Genomic DNA, 13,260 nt, shown 5'->3' with positions numbered 1-13,260 from the left:
CTCACCTTAACGGGTGGTGGCAAGCCACAAAGTGTTCATGGGAGACCTCAATTAACTCTGGTTCCTTACTCTTGCACTCTTCAGTTGCTAGGGGGCATCTTGGGTGGAATCTGCAACCGCTTGGAGGATTAGCGGCGTTTGGAACCTCTCCGGTGATCTCAATTTTCCTCTCCTTTTTTCTCGCTATTGAGGGAACAGCCTGAATTAGGGCCATCGTATAGGGATGGGCCGGGTTCTTAAGGACTTCATCCGTGGGCCCTATCTCGACTATCTTGCCTAGGTACATTACCGCTATCCTGTCGGCTATTAGCTTCCCCACTGCAATATCGTGCGTAATGAAGAGTTGGCTCATATTGTATTCTTTCCTGAAGCTCTCTAGCAAGTCGAGAATTGCGGCCCTCATTGATACGTCAATCATTGAAACTGCTTCATCTGCAACTACGAATTCCGGTTTGAGGATCATTGCCCTAGCTATTACAACTCTCTGCCTCTGTCCTCCGCTTAAGTGGTGTGGGTACCTCTCGTAAAACTCATCTTCAGGAGTTAACCCTACCCTCCTGAGCATTTTCAGGGCTAGCTCTTTTGCCCCTTCCTTATCTGCAAGTCCATGAACCAGAAGTGGGTGTGCTATCGCATCTCCTATTTTCATCCTGGGGCTTAAGCTCGCGTATGGGTCTTGGAATATTATCTGCATCCTCCTCCTGAATGGTCTAAGCTCTTCCCTGCTTAACTTAGTTATATCAACCCCATCAAAGATTATCCTTCCGTCGGTCGGTTCTATTAGCCTCAGTATAGTTCTTCCCGCTGTGGTCTTTCCGCATCCACTTTCACCTATGAGTGCAAGAACTTCTCCTCTCTTTATTTCAAAACTTATGCCATCTACGGCTTTAACGTACCTTACTGGTGCCCTCCTAAGTGTTTCAATTATTCCTCTTTTTATAGGGAAGTACTTCTTCAGGTTCTCAACTTTCAGGAGGGGCTCACTCATTTCTGCTCCCTCCATAGAGATGACAGGCAACGAAGTGCCCCTTCTCGTATTCGATCATCATCGGCTCTTCTGCATCGCACAGTCCCTTCAGCTCTCCTTTCTCTGCGAAAATATGGCATCTTGGATGAAATCTGCACCCCCTTGGCGGATTTCTTAAGTCCGGTGGGTAACCTGGAATGGCCTTGACGGGCTTCTCGGTCCATAAGTCGGGAACGCTATTGAGAAGGGCCTGGGTGTAGGGATGGAGGGGATTTTCCACAATCTGTTCAACGGTTCCAAACTCTACGAGCTTTCCGGCGTACATTACCGCTATCTTATCGCTCCTCTCAGCCGCGAGTGAAATGTCGTGGGTCACGAAGAATATGCTTGTTCCCTCTTCCTTCAGGCTTTGAATTAGATCCATAATGGAATCCTGAACTATAACATCTAGGGCGGTAGTAGGCTCGTCGGCGATGAGTAATTTTGGATTAAAAGCCATTGCAATTGCAATGCTGACCCTCTGTCTCTGACCTCCAGAGAGCTGGTGTGGATAGTAATCGAACCTGTCCGGAGGAATGTTTACCTTTTCGAGTAGTTCTTTTGCCCTTTCTTTGGCTTCATCTTCATCGACTCCGTGAACGGTCATTGCTTCAACGAGCTGATCTCCTATCTTTCTTAAGGGATCTAGGCTCGTCATGGGATCTTGGAACACCATACTGATATCTTTTCCTCTAATTTGCCTCATCTCCTCCTCACTTAGCTTTAGCAGATCCTTTCCTTCGAACATTATTTGACCACTAACTATTTTTCCTGGGGGTGGAACCAGCCTGATTATGGCACTAGCAACGGTTGACTTTCCGCTGCCACTCTCCCCAACGAACGTTACCCACTCTTTCTCGTCTATGGAGAATGTTACTCCTTCAACTGCCTTGACGACTCCCGAGAGCGTGTAATAATAAATGGAGAGGTCTTTAACTTCCAGTAGCATTACCTCACCCCCAGGGAAATTCTCTCGTTTAGAGCTTCACCTATCAGTGCGAATGCCATCGCTAGGAGCATGATCATCACTCCAGGGAAGAAGACCAGCCACCAATAGCCGTCAAGCAAGAACGGCTGACCTACCCTCAGATCGTAGCCCCAGTCTGGCGTTGGCGGCGTCACGGAAAGACCAAGAAAACTTAAACCTGCCTCCGTTAGTATAGCATCGGCAACGCTCAGCGTGAATACTACAAGAACCGTCGGGCCCAGATTTGGGAGTATGTACTTCACCATAACTTCCCTGTCCTTCGCTCCTATGGCATGCGCGGCCTCAACGAACAGCTGGTTCTTTAGGCTTAATGTCTGCCCTCTAACCATCCTGAAATAAGTAGGTACGTAAACGAAACTTATCGCTATTGCAGTGTTCACGGGGCTTGGCCCCAAAACTACCGCAATGACAATTGCCAATATCAAGGCTGGGAATGCATAAATGCTGTCCATTATTATGCTCAGTAACCTGTCGATTTTCCCTCCATAGTAGCCTGAGATCAGACCCAGGGGAATTCCAATGATCATAGATAGGAGGGTGGCCATGAAAACTACCGAGAGAACCACCCTCGATCCCCAGACTATCCTTGAGAACACATCTTGTCCTAACCTGTTAGTTCCCATGGGATGCTTAAGGCTTGGAGGAGCAAAAACGTCCTTAGTGCTCTTGGTTGGATCGTATGGGGCAATTATTGGAGCGAAAATTGCCATTATAACTACCATGAGAACTACAGCTATTCCAAAGAGTAGCATTCCTCTTCCGGGCTTTTTCTCTAGGAGAAACTTTGTCATTGGACTTATTATCTCCATTTTATCACCTCAGTACTTAACCCTTGGATCGAGGATTGCATAGATCACGTCAACTATCAGGCTAATTAAGCCCACGAAGAACGCGAAGAATATTACCGCACCTTGAATTGCATTGTAGTCCCTATAATCTATCCTGTCGACTATAAAGGTTCCCATCCCGGGCCAGCTGAAAGTAGTTTCCGTTAAAACTGCACCACCGAGGAGTATTGCAAACTGGAGTCCCATTAAGGTAACCACAGGAATAAAAGCATTCTTTAGAGCGTACCATGTAACCTTTCTCGGGGGAACGCCCCTCGCATGGTAGGCCCTTATGAAGTCTTGACTTAATACATCCACCATGTTATTCCTAACCAACCTTGTATATGCACCGCTGAGAACAATTCCAAGGGTAAATGCGGGTAGTATTAAGTGCCTTACGGCACTAACTAGGGCATCCCAGTTTCCGGTTAGTATGCTGTCGAGTACGTATAGGCCTGTTATTGTTTGTAGATGAACTCCTGGGTCAAGTCTTCCAGAGGTCGGGAGGAGGTGAAGTTTTACTCCAAATATGTACTGAAGCATCATGCCGAACCATGGTATGAAGAGCGTGTACGCTATTATACTATAGAGTCTCATTGAAGTGTCCACTTTTGTCCCTTTTTTCGTTGCCCCTAAGACTCCTGTAAGCAAGCCTAAGAGGACACTAATTGTAAATGCCCAAATCGTTAATTCGAGGGTTGCCGGGAACCTCTGCTTTAAATAATCCCACACCGGTTTACCCATTGGAAACGCTAAGGTTACTCCGAAATCTCCATGAAGAATGTTCCAAAGGTACTCAAAATATTGAACGTGATATGGCTTGTCCAGACCGGCCATCTTCATTAAATGCTCCAATTGCTCTGGTGAGATACTCTTAGTTCCCACTACCGCCAATATTGGGTTTCCTGGAAGAATTCTCAAGAATATGAACACCACCGTATATAAAATTAGGATCGTTGGGATGATCATAGAGGCTCTAATAAGGATATACCTTCCTAGTCCCCTACTCATTTAAACACCTCCCTAAATTTAATTAATAAAGAAGAAGGAAAAAGAGATTACTCTTTATAGAGTGTAGAGTAGCGGAATATCATGTCTGGGCCAATTACAACTCCCTTAACGTTCTTTTGGGTGACCAGGTACAGCTTACCTTGCACGAGCGGTATGTATGGAACGTCCTCTGCAAGTATCCTCTGCACTTCCTCGTATAACTTAGTCCTTTCGTTCTGATCTGTGAGCCTCTGAGCCTTGGTTAGGAGTTCATCTACCGTTGGATTGGCATAGCCAGTTCCAGCCCAACTGTTGGCTGTGCTCTTAAGGAACGGCGTTGTGTAGTCATCTGGATCAAGGTAATCTGGATACCAGCCCAGGAGATAGACTTGCATCTGTCCTTTCCTTGCGTAGTCAACGTAGGTTCCCCACTCCGCACTCTTTATGTCAACCTTGATCATTCCAGTCCTTTCCCACTGTTCCTTAAGGATCTGTGCCAGATCAGCCTCGGTATCTCCATAGTGGGTTGGCGTGTACCAGAGGGTTATCTGGAGTGGATTGCTCTCGCTGTAGCCTGCTTCTTGCAGTAGCTTCTTTGCGAGCTCTACGTTTGCATCTCCGTACTTCTCCTTGAATGCATCTATGTGGCTCCACATTCCGTTTGGAATTAAGCTGTACAGGGGTTCGACAGTTCCCATGAAAACCTTCTCCGCAATCTCCTTTCTGTCAATTGCTGCAGCCAAGGCCTGCCTTACTTTTACATTCTTAGTTGGGTCAGTCTTTGTGTTCAGACATATGTACCTTATGAAACCACCTGGGATTTCGATAACGTTAAAGTTGCCACCTTGCTGAAGGCTCTTTATGTCGCTTGGCCTTAGCGTTCTCCAGGCTATATCAATTTCACCGTTCTGTAGGGCCAGCCTCATTGTTGAGGCATCCCTGTAAAACTTGATAACTATCCTCTTCGTCTTCGGCTTCTCTCCGTAATAGTAGGGGTTAACTTCAAGGACTAATTCTTCATCTCTGACCCACTTGACGATCCTATAGGGGCCGGCTCCTCCATATGTTGCATCGCTCTCTATTTGAGTATCAGAGTAGTTAGGGTGAACTGGGAAGTATGGGGGTGTAGTCAGTAGTGCAAGGAAATAGCTCGTAGGTTGTTTAAGGTAGAATACTACCGTATAGTCATCTTTAGCGACGACATCTTTGACGAAGTCAGTTACAAGCCAGGCTGGATCCCCATTAATCTTCATTACTCTCTTTATGCTCCTAACCACATCTTTAGCGGTTAAAGGTGTTCCGTCAGCAAACTTTACGTCCTTTCTTAGGTAGAAAGTCCAGACAGTCGAATCCTCGTTTACTTCCCACCTTTCTGCAATTGCAGGTTCAATTTCCAGGGTCCCTGGTTTGTACTTGACTAGGCCCTCCATTATGTTGTTCAAGACTTCCCAAGTATAGAAATCATAAGCATTTGAAGGATCGAGGTCGGTGACCTTATCGGTAACACCAATTACTATTTGCGTAACCTCCTCTTTTGTCTGGGTTTGTTGCCCTCCTATACATCCACTTGCCACAACTCCGAGGGCTAAAAGCAACACCAATGCAAAAACTTGCGCTTTCAACATCATATAATTTCACCGATATTAAAGTTCATTCAGTAGTGGATTTAAATTTTTTGGATTTTCAGCCGTGTTAAACTTATAATATGTTCGGAGATGGTTTTTATTTAGCTCGAAAAATCCTCAAGGCAAGATTTAAGGATCCTCGTAGAATTGGTAAGGGGGTTGGGCAATGATAAAGGTAAAAGTCATTGGCAGGGGGATTGAGAGGGAGGTTGAGTGGAGAAAAGGAATGAGAGTAAGGGACGTTCTTAGGGAAGTAGGGTTCAATACGGAAAGTGCCATAGCTAAGGTCAATGGCAAAGTTGCCCTTGAGGACAAGGAAGTGGAAGATGGGGATTTCGTTGAAGTGATCCCTGTAGTTTCTGGCGGTTGATTATTCTTACTTTTATGCCACCAAAATATTTATTAACGAACTTTTTAACGCTTAAGTGGGGCAAGACACTCCTCTGAGTGCCTTGCTCCAATATTGGATGGATGTGTTGGAGATGTATGGTGGAAAAGGTGGAAAGAAAAAGTTTAATGGAGGGCCCAGGAGATTTGAAGCCCCAGTTAAAGTTGGAGAAAGGTACAAAGTTAAGATCGAGGGCATGGGCAAAGGTGGAGATGGAATAGCCAGAATTAAGGGTTTTGTGATATTCGTTCCCCACACCCACGTTGGGGACGAGGTCGAGATAGTGATAAACTCGGTTAAGAAGAGGTTTGCATTTGCGGAAGTTGTTGAGTGAACTTTTTTAATTCTCCCTCCTTTTTATTACATGCTTCACGAAATCCCTAAAAATGATATCTTAAGGGAACTTCAGAAGTTAAATGCCAAGAAAGTTCTCATTCAGTCCCCCGAAGGCCTCAGAAGGGAAGCCTACGAGCTTGCGGCGTTCTTAGAGGAGAATGGGATAAATGCGATAATCCATGGTGAAATAAATTACGGTGCCTGCGATCCGGCAGATAAAGAGGCTAAGCTGTTAGGTTGCGACGCGTTGATACATCTGGGCCACTCCTACATGAAGCTCCACCTAGAAGTCCCAACGATATTCGTTCCCGCCTTTGCGAAAGTTGATGTGATTGAGGCCTTAAGGAAAAACATTGAAGAGATTAGGAAACTAGGGAAAAAGATAATTCTCGTAACAACGGCACAGCATATACATCAGCTCGAAGAAGCGAAGAAATTCTTAGAGAAAAATGGATTTCAGGTTATAATAGGCAAGGGAGACTCAAGGGTTTCCTGGGCTGGTCAAGTGCTTGGATGCAACTACTCAGCTGCAAAGGCTGAGGGAGATGGAATTTTGTTCATAGGCTCAGGAATCTTTCATCCACTTGGTCTCGCCTTGTCAACGAAAAAGAGTGTTCTGGCAATAAATCCCTACAGCGGTGACTTCATGTGGATGGAGGAGCTCAAAGAGAAGTTCATAAGAAAGAGATGGGCCCAAATAGCTAAGGCTATTGACGCTAAAAGATTTGGCGTTATAGTAAGCACCAAGAAAGGCCAGCTAAGGCTCAAGGAGGCTGAGAGAATTGTGCAGCTCTTGAGGGAGCATGGGAGAGAGGCAAGGCTTATAATCATGAACGAAATAAGTTACATGAAGCTTGAGGGATTTCCCTTTGACGCCTATGTAGTGGTTGCATGCCCAAGGGTTCCAATAGATGACTACGAAAACTGGAGGAAGCCAGTTTTAACGCCCAGGGAAATTGAGTTGTTGCTTGGACTAAAAGAGGAATATGAGTTCGATGAAATTCCAGGGGGAAGGAGGGAAAAGGATGAGCCTCTCGGCATATCCCTTCATAAAGCCGGCTGATTTTCTCGTCTTAGTCGTTGGAATCTTTGCATATTATGAGTTCCTAAAGACGGGATTTGAGATATTCACGTACAAGAGGCCTAGGAAGTTGGCGCTCCTTGTTGTATCTGGAGTTTCTGTCTTTCTATTACTCTTCGTTCACCTATTAGCAGCATTTGCCTTTACGTTGCTCTTTGTAATAATAGAGGGAGTCAATGTAAAGGATTCACTTATAGTGGCCTTAACTGCAGAGTTTGGCTTTTTCATGAGCTTCATAGCTCTCTACTTCATCTTCACGACTGTAGGGACGATGTTCGGCATTGAAGGGTTACAACTGAACTTAGACTGGGATGAGCTACTCCACTATGCCATGGGACGCTCATAATCCAGTTGGGCTGTCTATGAAGACTGTTTTCACCCCAAACTTCTCCCTTATTATGGGCATTAGGGCCTTAACCCCTAAAGTTTCAGTGGCGTAGTGACCGGCAGCTATAACACTAAGCCTTAAGTCTTCCGCGGTTCTGTAGTCTGCGTGCGTGAACTCTCCCGTAATCAAGAGGTCAGCCTTTTCGCTGGCCTCCTCTATCGCGAACCCTCCCGCCCCGCTCATAACTGCAACCCTTTTAACCTCCTGAAGGCCAAACTCGTAGCTCTTAACGTAGTCCACGGGGAGCTTCTCAGCCAAAATTTGAGCTATCATTGGGAGTGGTTTTGGCTCCTCAAACTCCCCTATGAAACCTATCCTCACACCCCTGTACTCTCCAAAGGGCTCCTTCGGTTCTAGGCCCAGAAGCTTCAGCAACTGAGCATTGTTCCCAACTTCCGGATGGGCGTCGAGGGGTACGTGGGCAACGTACAAGTTCATCTCGGCCTTCATAAGTTCCTTTAGTCTCTTAGCGAACAGTCCTTTAACGTAGTTCACACCACCCCATATTATCCCGTGGTGAACTATAAGCATGTCAGCGTTGAAAGCCCTCGCTTTAACTATCGTATCTAAGCACGCATCAACCGCAAATGCTACCGTGTTCACCTCTTCTCTTCCTTCTACTTGGAGTCCGTTGCTTGACTTGTCGGGGTAAGCTGAGATACTAAGGAATTCATCGAGGAACTTGACTATCTCATCTCTCTCCATGGAACCACCACAAGGTAGAGGAACTGGTTGGCTTTAAGGTTAATTTATTAAACCTCCATTCAAACATTAAGATGGTGGTCGAAGTGAATGTGAGGCATTTGTTCCCTGGGCTTGAGAAGTTTAAGGCCTACCTGAATACGGCCGGCCTCGGATTGATGCCCGTAACGGTTCTTAAAGCTGTAAACGAGTTCCTCCTTGACGTTATAAACTATAAAGAGGGGATAAATGCGGTTGAAGAGCTGGATCCAATGTACCTTGAACCCGTTCAAAGGGAAGCGGCGAAGCTTCTTGGGACGAAAAGAGATAACGTAACCTTCAGCGTTCAGACTACGGACGGTTTAAAGAGGGCCCTACAGGCCCTTAAACCCAGGAAGGGCATGAAGATAGTATCCTTTGACCTCGAGTTTCCAACGATATCCGCGATAGTCAAGAGCTACGCCAAGCTTCATGGCTTGGAGGTTGAAGTCGTGGAAAATAAGAACGGCCTCTACACTCCGGAAATGGTCGAGAAGGTTATAGATGATGAAACTTTCGCCGTGGTTTACAGCGACGTCCAGTGGATAACAGGCCAAAGGATGCCCAAGGAAATAGCCGAGGTAGCGAAAGAGCACGGAGCTTGGGTTATAGTTGATGCCGTTCAATCTTTGGGAGCCCTCGAGGTTGACCTGAGGAACGTTGATGTACTTGTTGCGGGAGGAGAGAAGTGGTTGCTCAATCCCAACACCGGAAGCGGGATCATGTACCTATCTAACGAGTTCTTGGATGAGTGTGAACCCGTTATAGGGTTGCTAAACACTGAGCCTCCCATGCCGTGGTCCGATTGGTGGGGTGATAAGGATAAGGATCTTTGGGAGCTCCTTCCGCTGAGGAAGGATGCTAGAGTTCTGGATCATGGAACTCCTCCCTACCTAGGTATAGTTGCCCTTGGGGCCTCGCTTGAGTTGATAAACTCGTTAGGCGTGGAGAGGATAGAGAAGCACGACCTAAAGCTTGCCGAAAAGGTTAGGAAGTGGGCCCAGGAGAGAGGATTTGAAGTCCTGGGGAACTCCCAGATAGTCCTGATTAGGACTGGATTGGGATTTGAAAAGGAAAAGGAAGCGGTGGCAAGGCTTAAGGAAGAGGGAATAGTTGTGTCTCTCAGAGGAGCCAAAGGGATTTATGGGGTAAGGGTCTCACCTCACCTCTACAATACCGAGGAAGATGTTGAAGCACTCATTGAGGCTTTTTCTAACCTTCTTGCCTAATTTCCTAAATAGTGTTCAATTCTTTAGCTTCATCTTGCTCTCTTTCTCTAGGATCTTGAGTGTGGATTCAATGCGCTTGAATATTTCCTGGAGGGCTTCCCTAGGTGCTTTGGCACGATAAACGTAACCTAACCATCCTCGGTTCACGAGGGTTCTTTCAACAAGTCCTAGCTCAAGTAGGTGCTTCAGCTTCTCTCTGACGATCCTCTCAGAGAGACCAAGAGCCTTTGCTATCTGTCTGGGAGTTAATGATTCACGCTGGAGAAGAGAGTAAATTTTTATCTCCGACTCTCCAAGCTCAAATGTTTTGAGAACCTCTGAAAGGGCGCGGAGTATATCCTCCATTTTTAGGACCCCTGAAGATATTTTTTCATACCTATTCACAAGTTCGTGAAAAGGCTTATAATCATTTCTTCAATAGGGTGCGTGGTGGGAGTTATGACATCGATTTCAGCGATAATCAGAAATATTAGGCCGATAGAGGGGAGGGCGTACATGGCGATTATTGGGTTTTCCCTGTTGATGAACATTAAAGGTGTGAAGCTACTCGAGTTCGTCATGGCACTTTTGGCAGGAGTTTTATTTGTATGGTATGCGTTTTCGATAAATAATTGCTTTGATGTTGATACTGATTCAAGGAACCCTATGAAAGTAAGGAAAAATCCCATAGCCTCGGGAGAACTGTCATTAAAGGAGGGACTACTCTTGTCGGCTCTGCTTGCGTTAACTGGGGCTGGACTTACACTCAAAATAAATTTCGAGATGTTTATAGTCTATCTGGCCATGATACTTCTCGCAACGATGTACTCAGCACCTCCAAGGTTGAAGGGTAAGCCCATTGTAGATGTACTCTCCCATGGCCTCTTCTTTGGAGGATTGTCCTTCATATATGGCTCAATAGTCGATGGAAACCTTTCGAATGTAGAGATGCTTATGGCAGTGGCGATAACCTTCTACTCCTTCGCCCTTGAGTTGAGAAACCACTTGGAGGATTATGAGAGCGATTTAATGGCTGGATTAAGAACGACTCCAATAGTTATAGGCAGAGCTAGAAGCGAACTCCTTGTGGAGATCTTCTCCCTCCTTGCCATTACAGTAGTGCTCTATGCCTTTAGACCTCATCTGATAGTTGCTCCATCCCTAATGGTGGTTGGAAGAGGACTGGGCATAAGACCTCAGACGGTTTATCGAATGTTTGATGTTGCAATGATTGTAGCACTCCTTATAACAGGAGGAACGAACCTATGAGAAAGAGAAAGATATTTTCAGTTCTTTTACTCTTGTTATCTCTCGGGTACATGGCACGCACTGTTAAAATAGAAGAGCTAAAAGAAGCCTTCTCTATAGCAGATCTAAAACTCCTGAGTCTTTCCTTTGGGATGGCATTTTCATCGATACTTATCTCAACTCTAAGATGGTATATCGCCCTTAGGGAGGTTCAAGATGCAAGCTTCAGAAAAACCTTCACTGCAATTTTAAGTGGGTTTTATATGATGGTCTTCCTTCCCCCAAGTGTTGGACACTTAGCAAAAGTAAAGCTTGTTGGGGGAGATTACTTTAAGGCGCTTTCAGCTCTAATTTTTGGCATTTCTCTTGAGGGCTTAATCCTCGTTATAATATCAATAGTGGCCTTTGGGACTAGCATGTGGAAATTCCTTTTACTTGGACTTCTTCTCGTGCCCATTTTCTATGATAATGCTACTTATAACGTTCTTCAGGTGGGATTGCATCTCGTTCGAAGAATTAGCCCTCGGCTCGCTAGGAGGTTGGAGGACTACGTGGAGAGAATACATTTTGGGTGGAGAAACTCTAAGAAAAACCCAAGCACTTTCGCTGTGCTACTTTTCCTCTCAGCGCTTGCGGTGCTCCTTCAAGTGGGCGGAATAATAACAGTTGGAAAAGCTTTTGGGCTCTCAGTTGGGCTACTTGATGCCATCAAAGCATTTATACTCAGCACACTTTTTGCTGTTGTAAGTGGTATCCCCTCGGGTATAGGTGCGAACGAGCTTGGCATAACGCTCGCCCTAGGTTCTTCGACGAAGAGCACCTTAGTTGCCTTTACGTACAAGTTCATCTACCAGTACGCGTGGTCTTTTGTGGGAGCTGTGGAGTTTTATAAAACGGTGGGGGGTAAATCATGAGGGTAGCCCTTGTAAGTGATTGGTATTACCCAAAAGTTGGTGGTGTGGCTAGCCACATGCACCATCTAGCGAAGTATCTGAAGGAAAGGGGTCACGATGTCGCAATCGTGACTAATGATCTTAAGACTGGAAAGGAGAAAGAGCTTGAGGAGTTGGGCATTGAGCTGAGAAAAGTCCCTGGGGCTGTAAGCCCAATTGTGGGAATAAACCTCACTTATAGCTTGAAATCAAATAAGGAACTCGGGGGATACTTGAATGACTTCGAGGTTATTCACTCTCATCATGCCTTTACCCCCCTTGCCCTTAAGGCAATGAAAGCAGGTAGAAAACTTGGAAAGGCAACGTTGCTCACAACGCATAGTATATCATTTTATCATGAATCCTCTCTCTGGAAAGCTTTGGGATTGACGTTTCCCCTATTTAGTCATTATCTGAGCTTTCTCCATAAGATAATAGCGGTTAGCAACTCTGCTAAAGCTTTTATAGAACACTTCACGGATGTTCCGGTGGAAGTAATCCCTAATGGTGTAGATGATGAACTTTTTAAACCCTTAAGTGAAGATGAGAAAGCGGATGTAAAGGAGAAACTTGGGCTAGAAGGTCGTGTTGTTCTCTATGTTAGCCGAATGTCTCCAAGGAAAGGGCCTCACGTTCTTCTCAATGCGTTTCAAAGAATTGTTGAAGAGATCGATGATGTCACCCTTGTGATGGTGGGGACAGGAGAGATGCTTCCCTTCTTAAAAGCACAAGCAAAGTTCCTGGGGATTGAGAGGAGAGTTAGGTTCCTGGGGTACGTTCCAGGCGAAATCCTTCCGAAGTTGTACGCATCGGCAGATGTTTTCGTTCTTCCCTCCATAACCTCGGAAGCATTTGGGATTGTTATCTTAGAAGCTATGGCTTCTGGGGTGCCCGTCGTGGCAACAACTGTTGGTGGGATCCCAGAAGTTGTTCGAGAAAGTGAGAGTGGTATCCTTGTTCCCCCCGGGGATGAAGTTGCACTTAAGCGGGCTATCATAAAGATACTTTCAGATAAGAACCTTGCTAACAAGCTCGGAAAGGCAGGAAGGAAGGCGGTTGAGAAGGAATATTCTTGGAAAGTCGTCGTTGAGAAGATCGAAAAGGTGTATGAGGAGGTTTTGAATTCACTTTAGTTTTTCACAAAGTGCTAAAGAGGCTGTTCTTTTGTTTGTGTGTTTTGTTGTTTTCGTGTACTTTCGTTTCAGGGGTTAAGTGTTTAAATAATTCTCCTGGATACTCTTGTTGATGCGTGTAAAACTAACGAGAACAGTAGTCCTCGAAAGCTACCCACCCACAAAGAAGAAGTTTGAGGCTGTAAAGGAGGTTTACACGGATTATTCTGGATTATTACTAATCCTGACCGAGTCTGCTTTTGAAAATAAGATTAGGAACCCAGTCAAGCTTAGGAGTTCCATACCACCAGAACTGAAGGTAAAGTACGAATTGCCAAGCCACTATTACTACACTGCCTGCCAGGATGTAGTTGCTAGAGTCAAGGGTTTTCTTGAAAAGAAGAGGAAGGG

15 protein-coding genes and 1 pseudogene are annotated in these 13,260 nt (G+C 45.5%); 9 read left to right on the top strand and 7 right to left on the bottom strand.

Annotation, left to right across the window (positions count from 1 at the left end):
* Position 1: 1 nt before the first annotated feature.
* From P8X24_RS04085 to P8X24_RS04065, 5 genes are read right to left on the bottom strand one after another with little or no spacing between them, the layout of a single operon-like run.
* Positions 2-988 carry an ABC transporter ATP-binding protein gene (locus P8X24_RS04085; RefSeq protein ID WP_372914209.1) on the bottom strand — a complete coding sequence of 329 codons (987 nt, stop codon included), beginning with the start codon at positions 986-988 and terminating at the stop codon, positions 2-4.
* Positions 981-1,955, bottom strand: a complete 975-nt coding sequence (locus P8X24_RS04080) for an ABC transporter ATP-binding protein (protein ID WP_372914208.1) — start codon at positions 1,953-1,955, stop codon at positions 981-983. The genes P8X24_RS04085 and P8X24_RS04080 overlap by 8 nt, the downstream gene beginning before the upstream one ends.
* On the bottom strand, positions 1,955-2,803 hold the full coding sequence (locus tag P8X24_RS04075; protein ID WP_372914207.1) for an ABC transporter permease: 849 nt from the start codon (positions 2,801-2,803) through the stop codon (positions 1,955-1,957). Before P8X24_RS04075 ends, P8X24_RS04080 begins: the two co-directional genes overlap by 1 nt.
* 9 nt (positions 2,804-2,812) lie before the next feature.
* On the bottom strand, positions 2,813-3,832 hold the full coding sequence (locus P8X24_RS04070; protein ID WP_372914206.1) for an ABC transporter permease: 1,020 nt from the start codon (positions 3,830-3,832) through the stop codon (positions 2,813-2,815).
* Between the two features lie 47 nt (positions 3,833-3,879).
* A complete protein-coding gene (locus P8X24_RS04065; protein ID WP_372914205.1) occupies positions 3,880-5,439 on the bottom strand; it encodes an ABC transporter substrate-binding protein in 1,560 nt (519 codons plus the stop codon).
* A 163-nt stretch (positions 5,440-5,602) separates the two neighbouring features.
* On the opposite strand from P8X24_RS04065, the gene P8X24_RS04060 reads away from it, so the two are divergent.
* From P8X24_RS04060 to P8X24_RS04045, 4 genes are all read left to right on the top strand, one after another.
* Entirely contained in the window at positions 5,603-5,806 is a 204-nt protein-coding gene (locus P8X24_RS04060) for a MoaD/ThiS family protein (protein WP_372914204.1), read from the top strand.
* 112 nt (positions 5,807-5,918) lie between these two features.
* Positions 5,919-6,158, top strand: coding sequence for a TRAM domain-containing protein (locus tag P8X24_RS04055; RefSeq protein WP_372914583.1), 240 nt, complete (start codon positions 5,919-5,921; stop codon positions 6,156-6,158).
* A 30-nt stretch (positions 6,159-6,188) separates the two neighbouring features.
* Positions 6,189-7,223, top strand: a complete 1,035-nt coding sequence (gene dph2, locus P8X24_RS04050; RefSeq protein WP_372914203.1) for a diphthamide biosynthesis enzyme Dph2 — start codon at positions 6,189-6,191, stop codon at positions 7,221-7,223.
* Positions 7,186-7,587 carry a hypothetical protein gene (locus tag P8X24_RS04045; RefSeq protein WP_372914202.1) on the top strand — a complete coding sequence of 134 codons (402 nt, stop codon included), beginning with the start codon at positions 7,186-7,188 and terminating at the stop codon, positions 7,585-7,587. The genes dph2 and P8X24_RS04045 overlap by 38 nt, the downstream gene beginning before the upstream one ends.
* Here P8X24_RS04045 and P8X24_RS04040 read toward each other — a convergent pair.
* On the bottom strand, positions 7,582-8,334 hold the full coding sequence (locus tag P8X24_RS04040; RefSeq protein ID WP_372914201.1) for a Nif3-like dinuclear metal center hexameric protein: 753 nt from the start codon (positions 8,332-8,334) through the stop codon (positions 7,582-7,584). The two genes, P8X24_RS04045 and P8X24_RS04040, sit on opposite strands and share 6 nt — an antisense overlap.
* 71 nt (positions 8,335-8,405) lie before the next feature.
* Here P8X24_RS04040 and P8X24_RS04035 point away from each other — a divergent pair, with 71 nt between their 5' ends.
* Positions 8,406-9,578, top strand: coding sequence for an aminotransferase class V-fold PLP-dependent enzyme (locus P8X24_RS04035; RefSeq protein WP_372914200.1), 1,173 nt, complete (start codon positions 8,406-8,408; stop codon positions 9,576-9,578).
* A 15-nt stretch (positions 9,579-9,593) separates the two neighbouring features.
* Here the strand turns inward: P8X24_RS04035 and P8X24_RS04030 are convergent, their stop codons facing one another.
* A complete protein-coding gene (locus tag P8X24_RS04030; RefSeq protein ID WP_372914199.1) occupies positions 9,594-9,923 on the bottom strand; it encodes a helix-turn-helix domain-containing protein in 330 nt (109 codons plus the stop codon).
* Positions 9,924-10,016: 93 nt separating this feature from the next.
* Between P8X24_RS04030 and P8X24_RS04025 the strand changes: the two genes are divergently transcribed.
* From P8X24_RS04025 to P8X24_RS04010, 4 genes and pseudogenes are all read left to right on the top strand, one after another.
* A complete protein-coding gene (locus P8X24_RS04025; RefSeq protein ID WP_372914582.1) occupies positions 10,017-10,826 on the top strand; it encodes a UbiA prenyltransferase family protein in 810 nt (269 codons plus the stop codon).
* Positions 10,823-11,719: a lysylphosphatidylglycerol synthase transmembrane domain-containing protein gene (locus P8X24_RS04020; protein ID WP_372914198.1), complete on the top strand. Its 897-nt coding sequence runs from the start codon at positions 10,823-10,825 to the stop codon at positions 11,717-11,719. Before P8X24_RS04025 ends, P8X24_RS04020 begins: the two co-directional genes overlap by 4 nt.
* Entirely contained in the window at positions 11,716-12,870 is a 1,155-nt protein-coding gene (locus P8X24_RS04015; protein WP_372914197.1) for a glycosyltransferase family 4 protein, read from the top strand. The genes P8X24_RS04020 and P8X24_RS04015 overlap by 4 nt, the downstream gene beginning before the upstream one ends.
* A gap of 112 nt (positions 12,871-12,982) precedes the next feature.
* Positions 12,983-13,260: pseudogene (locus P8X24_RS04010) on the top strand (RNA-guided endonuclease InsQ/TnpB family protein); the annotation flags it as partial.

The sequence above is a fragment of the Pyrococcus kukulkanii genome (assembly GCF_041647995.1).
GTDB lineage: Archaea > Methanobacteriota_B > Thermococci > Thermococcales > Thermococcaceae > Pyrococcus.
This window is presented reverse-complemented; position numbering and strand designations above follow the sequence as displayed.

Excerpts from the sequence above, each read along its gene's own strand:
- P8X24_RS04085 (WP_372914209.1), bottom strand. The coding sequence starts at position 988 with ATGAGTGAGCCCCTCCTGAAAGTTGAGAACCTGAAGAAGTACTTCCCT.
- P8X24_RS04025 (WP_372914582.1), top strand. The coding sequence starts at position 10,017 with ATGACATCGATTTCAGCGATAATCAGAAATATTAGGCCGATAGAGGGG.
- P8X24_RS04035 (WP_372914200.1), top strand. The coding sequence starts at position 8,406 with ATGGTGGTCGAAGTGAATGTGAGGCATTTGTTCCCTGGGCTTGAGAAG.
- P8X24_RS04055 (WP_372914583.1), top strand. The coding sequence starts at position 5,919 with ATGTATGGTGGAAAAGGTGGAAAGAAAAAGTTTAATGGAGGGCCCAGG.
- P8X24_RS04060 (WP_372914204.1), top strand. The coding sequence starts at position 5,603 with ATGATAAAGGTAAAAGTCATTGGCAGGGGGATTGAGAGGGAGGTTGAG.
- P8X24_RS04015 (WP_372914197.1), top strand. The coding sequence starts at position 11,716 with ATGAGGGTAGCCCTTGTAAGTGATTGGTATTACCCAAAAGTTGGTGGT.
- P8X24_RS04030 (WP_372914199.1), bottom strand. The coding sequence starts at position 9,923 with ATGGAGGATATACTCCGCGCCCTTTCAGAGGTTCTCAAAACATTTGAG.
- P8X24_RS04065 (WP_372914205.1), bottom strand. The coding sequence starts at position 5,439 with ATGATGTTGAAAGCGCAAGTTTTTGCATTGGTGTTGCTTTTAGCCCTC.
- P8X24_RS04040 (WP_372914201.1), bottom strand. The coding sequence starts at position 8,334 with ATGGAGAGAGATGAGATAGTCAAGTTCCTCGATGAATTCCTTAGTATC.
- P8X24_RS04080 (WP_372914208.1), bottom strand. The coding sequence starts at position 1,955 with ATGCTACTGGAAGTTAAAGACCTCTCCATTTATTATTACACGCTCTCG.
- P8X24_RS04020 (WP_372914198.1), top strand. The coding sequence starts at position 10,823 with ATGAGAAAGAGAAAGATATTTTCAGTTCTTTTACTCTTGTTATCTCTC.
- P8X24_RS04075 (WP_372914207.1), bottom strand. The coding sequence starts at position 2,803 with ATGGAGATAATAAGTCCAATGACAAAGTTTCTCCTAGAGAAAAAGCCC.
- P8X24_RS04045 (WP_372914202.1), top strand. The coding sequence starts at position 7,186 with ATGAGCCTCTCGGCATATCCCTTCATAAAGCCGGCTGATTTTCTCGTC.
- P8X24_RS04070 (WP_372914206.1), bottom strand. The coding sequence starts at position 3,832 with ATGAGTAGGGGACTAGGAAGGTATATCCTTATTAGAGCCTCTATGATC.
- dph2 (WP_372914203.1), top strand. The coding sequence starts at position 6,189 with ATGCTTCACGAAATCCCTAAAAATGATATCTTAAGGGAACTTCAGAAG.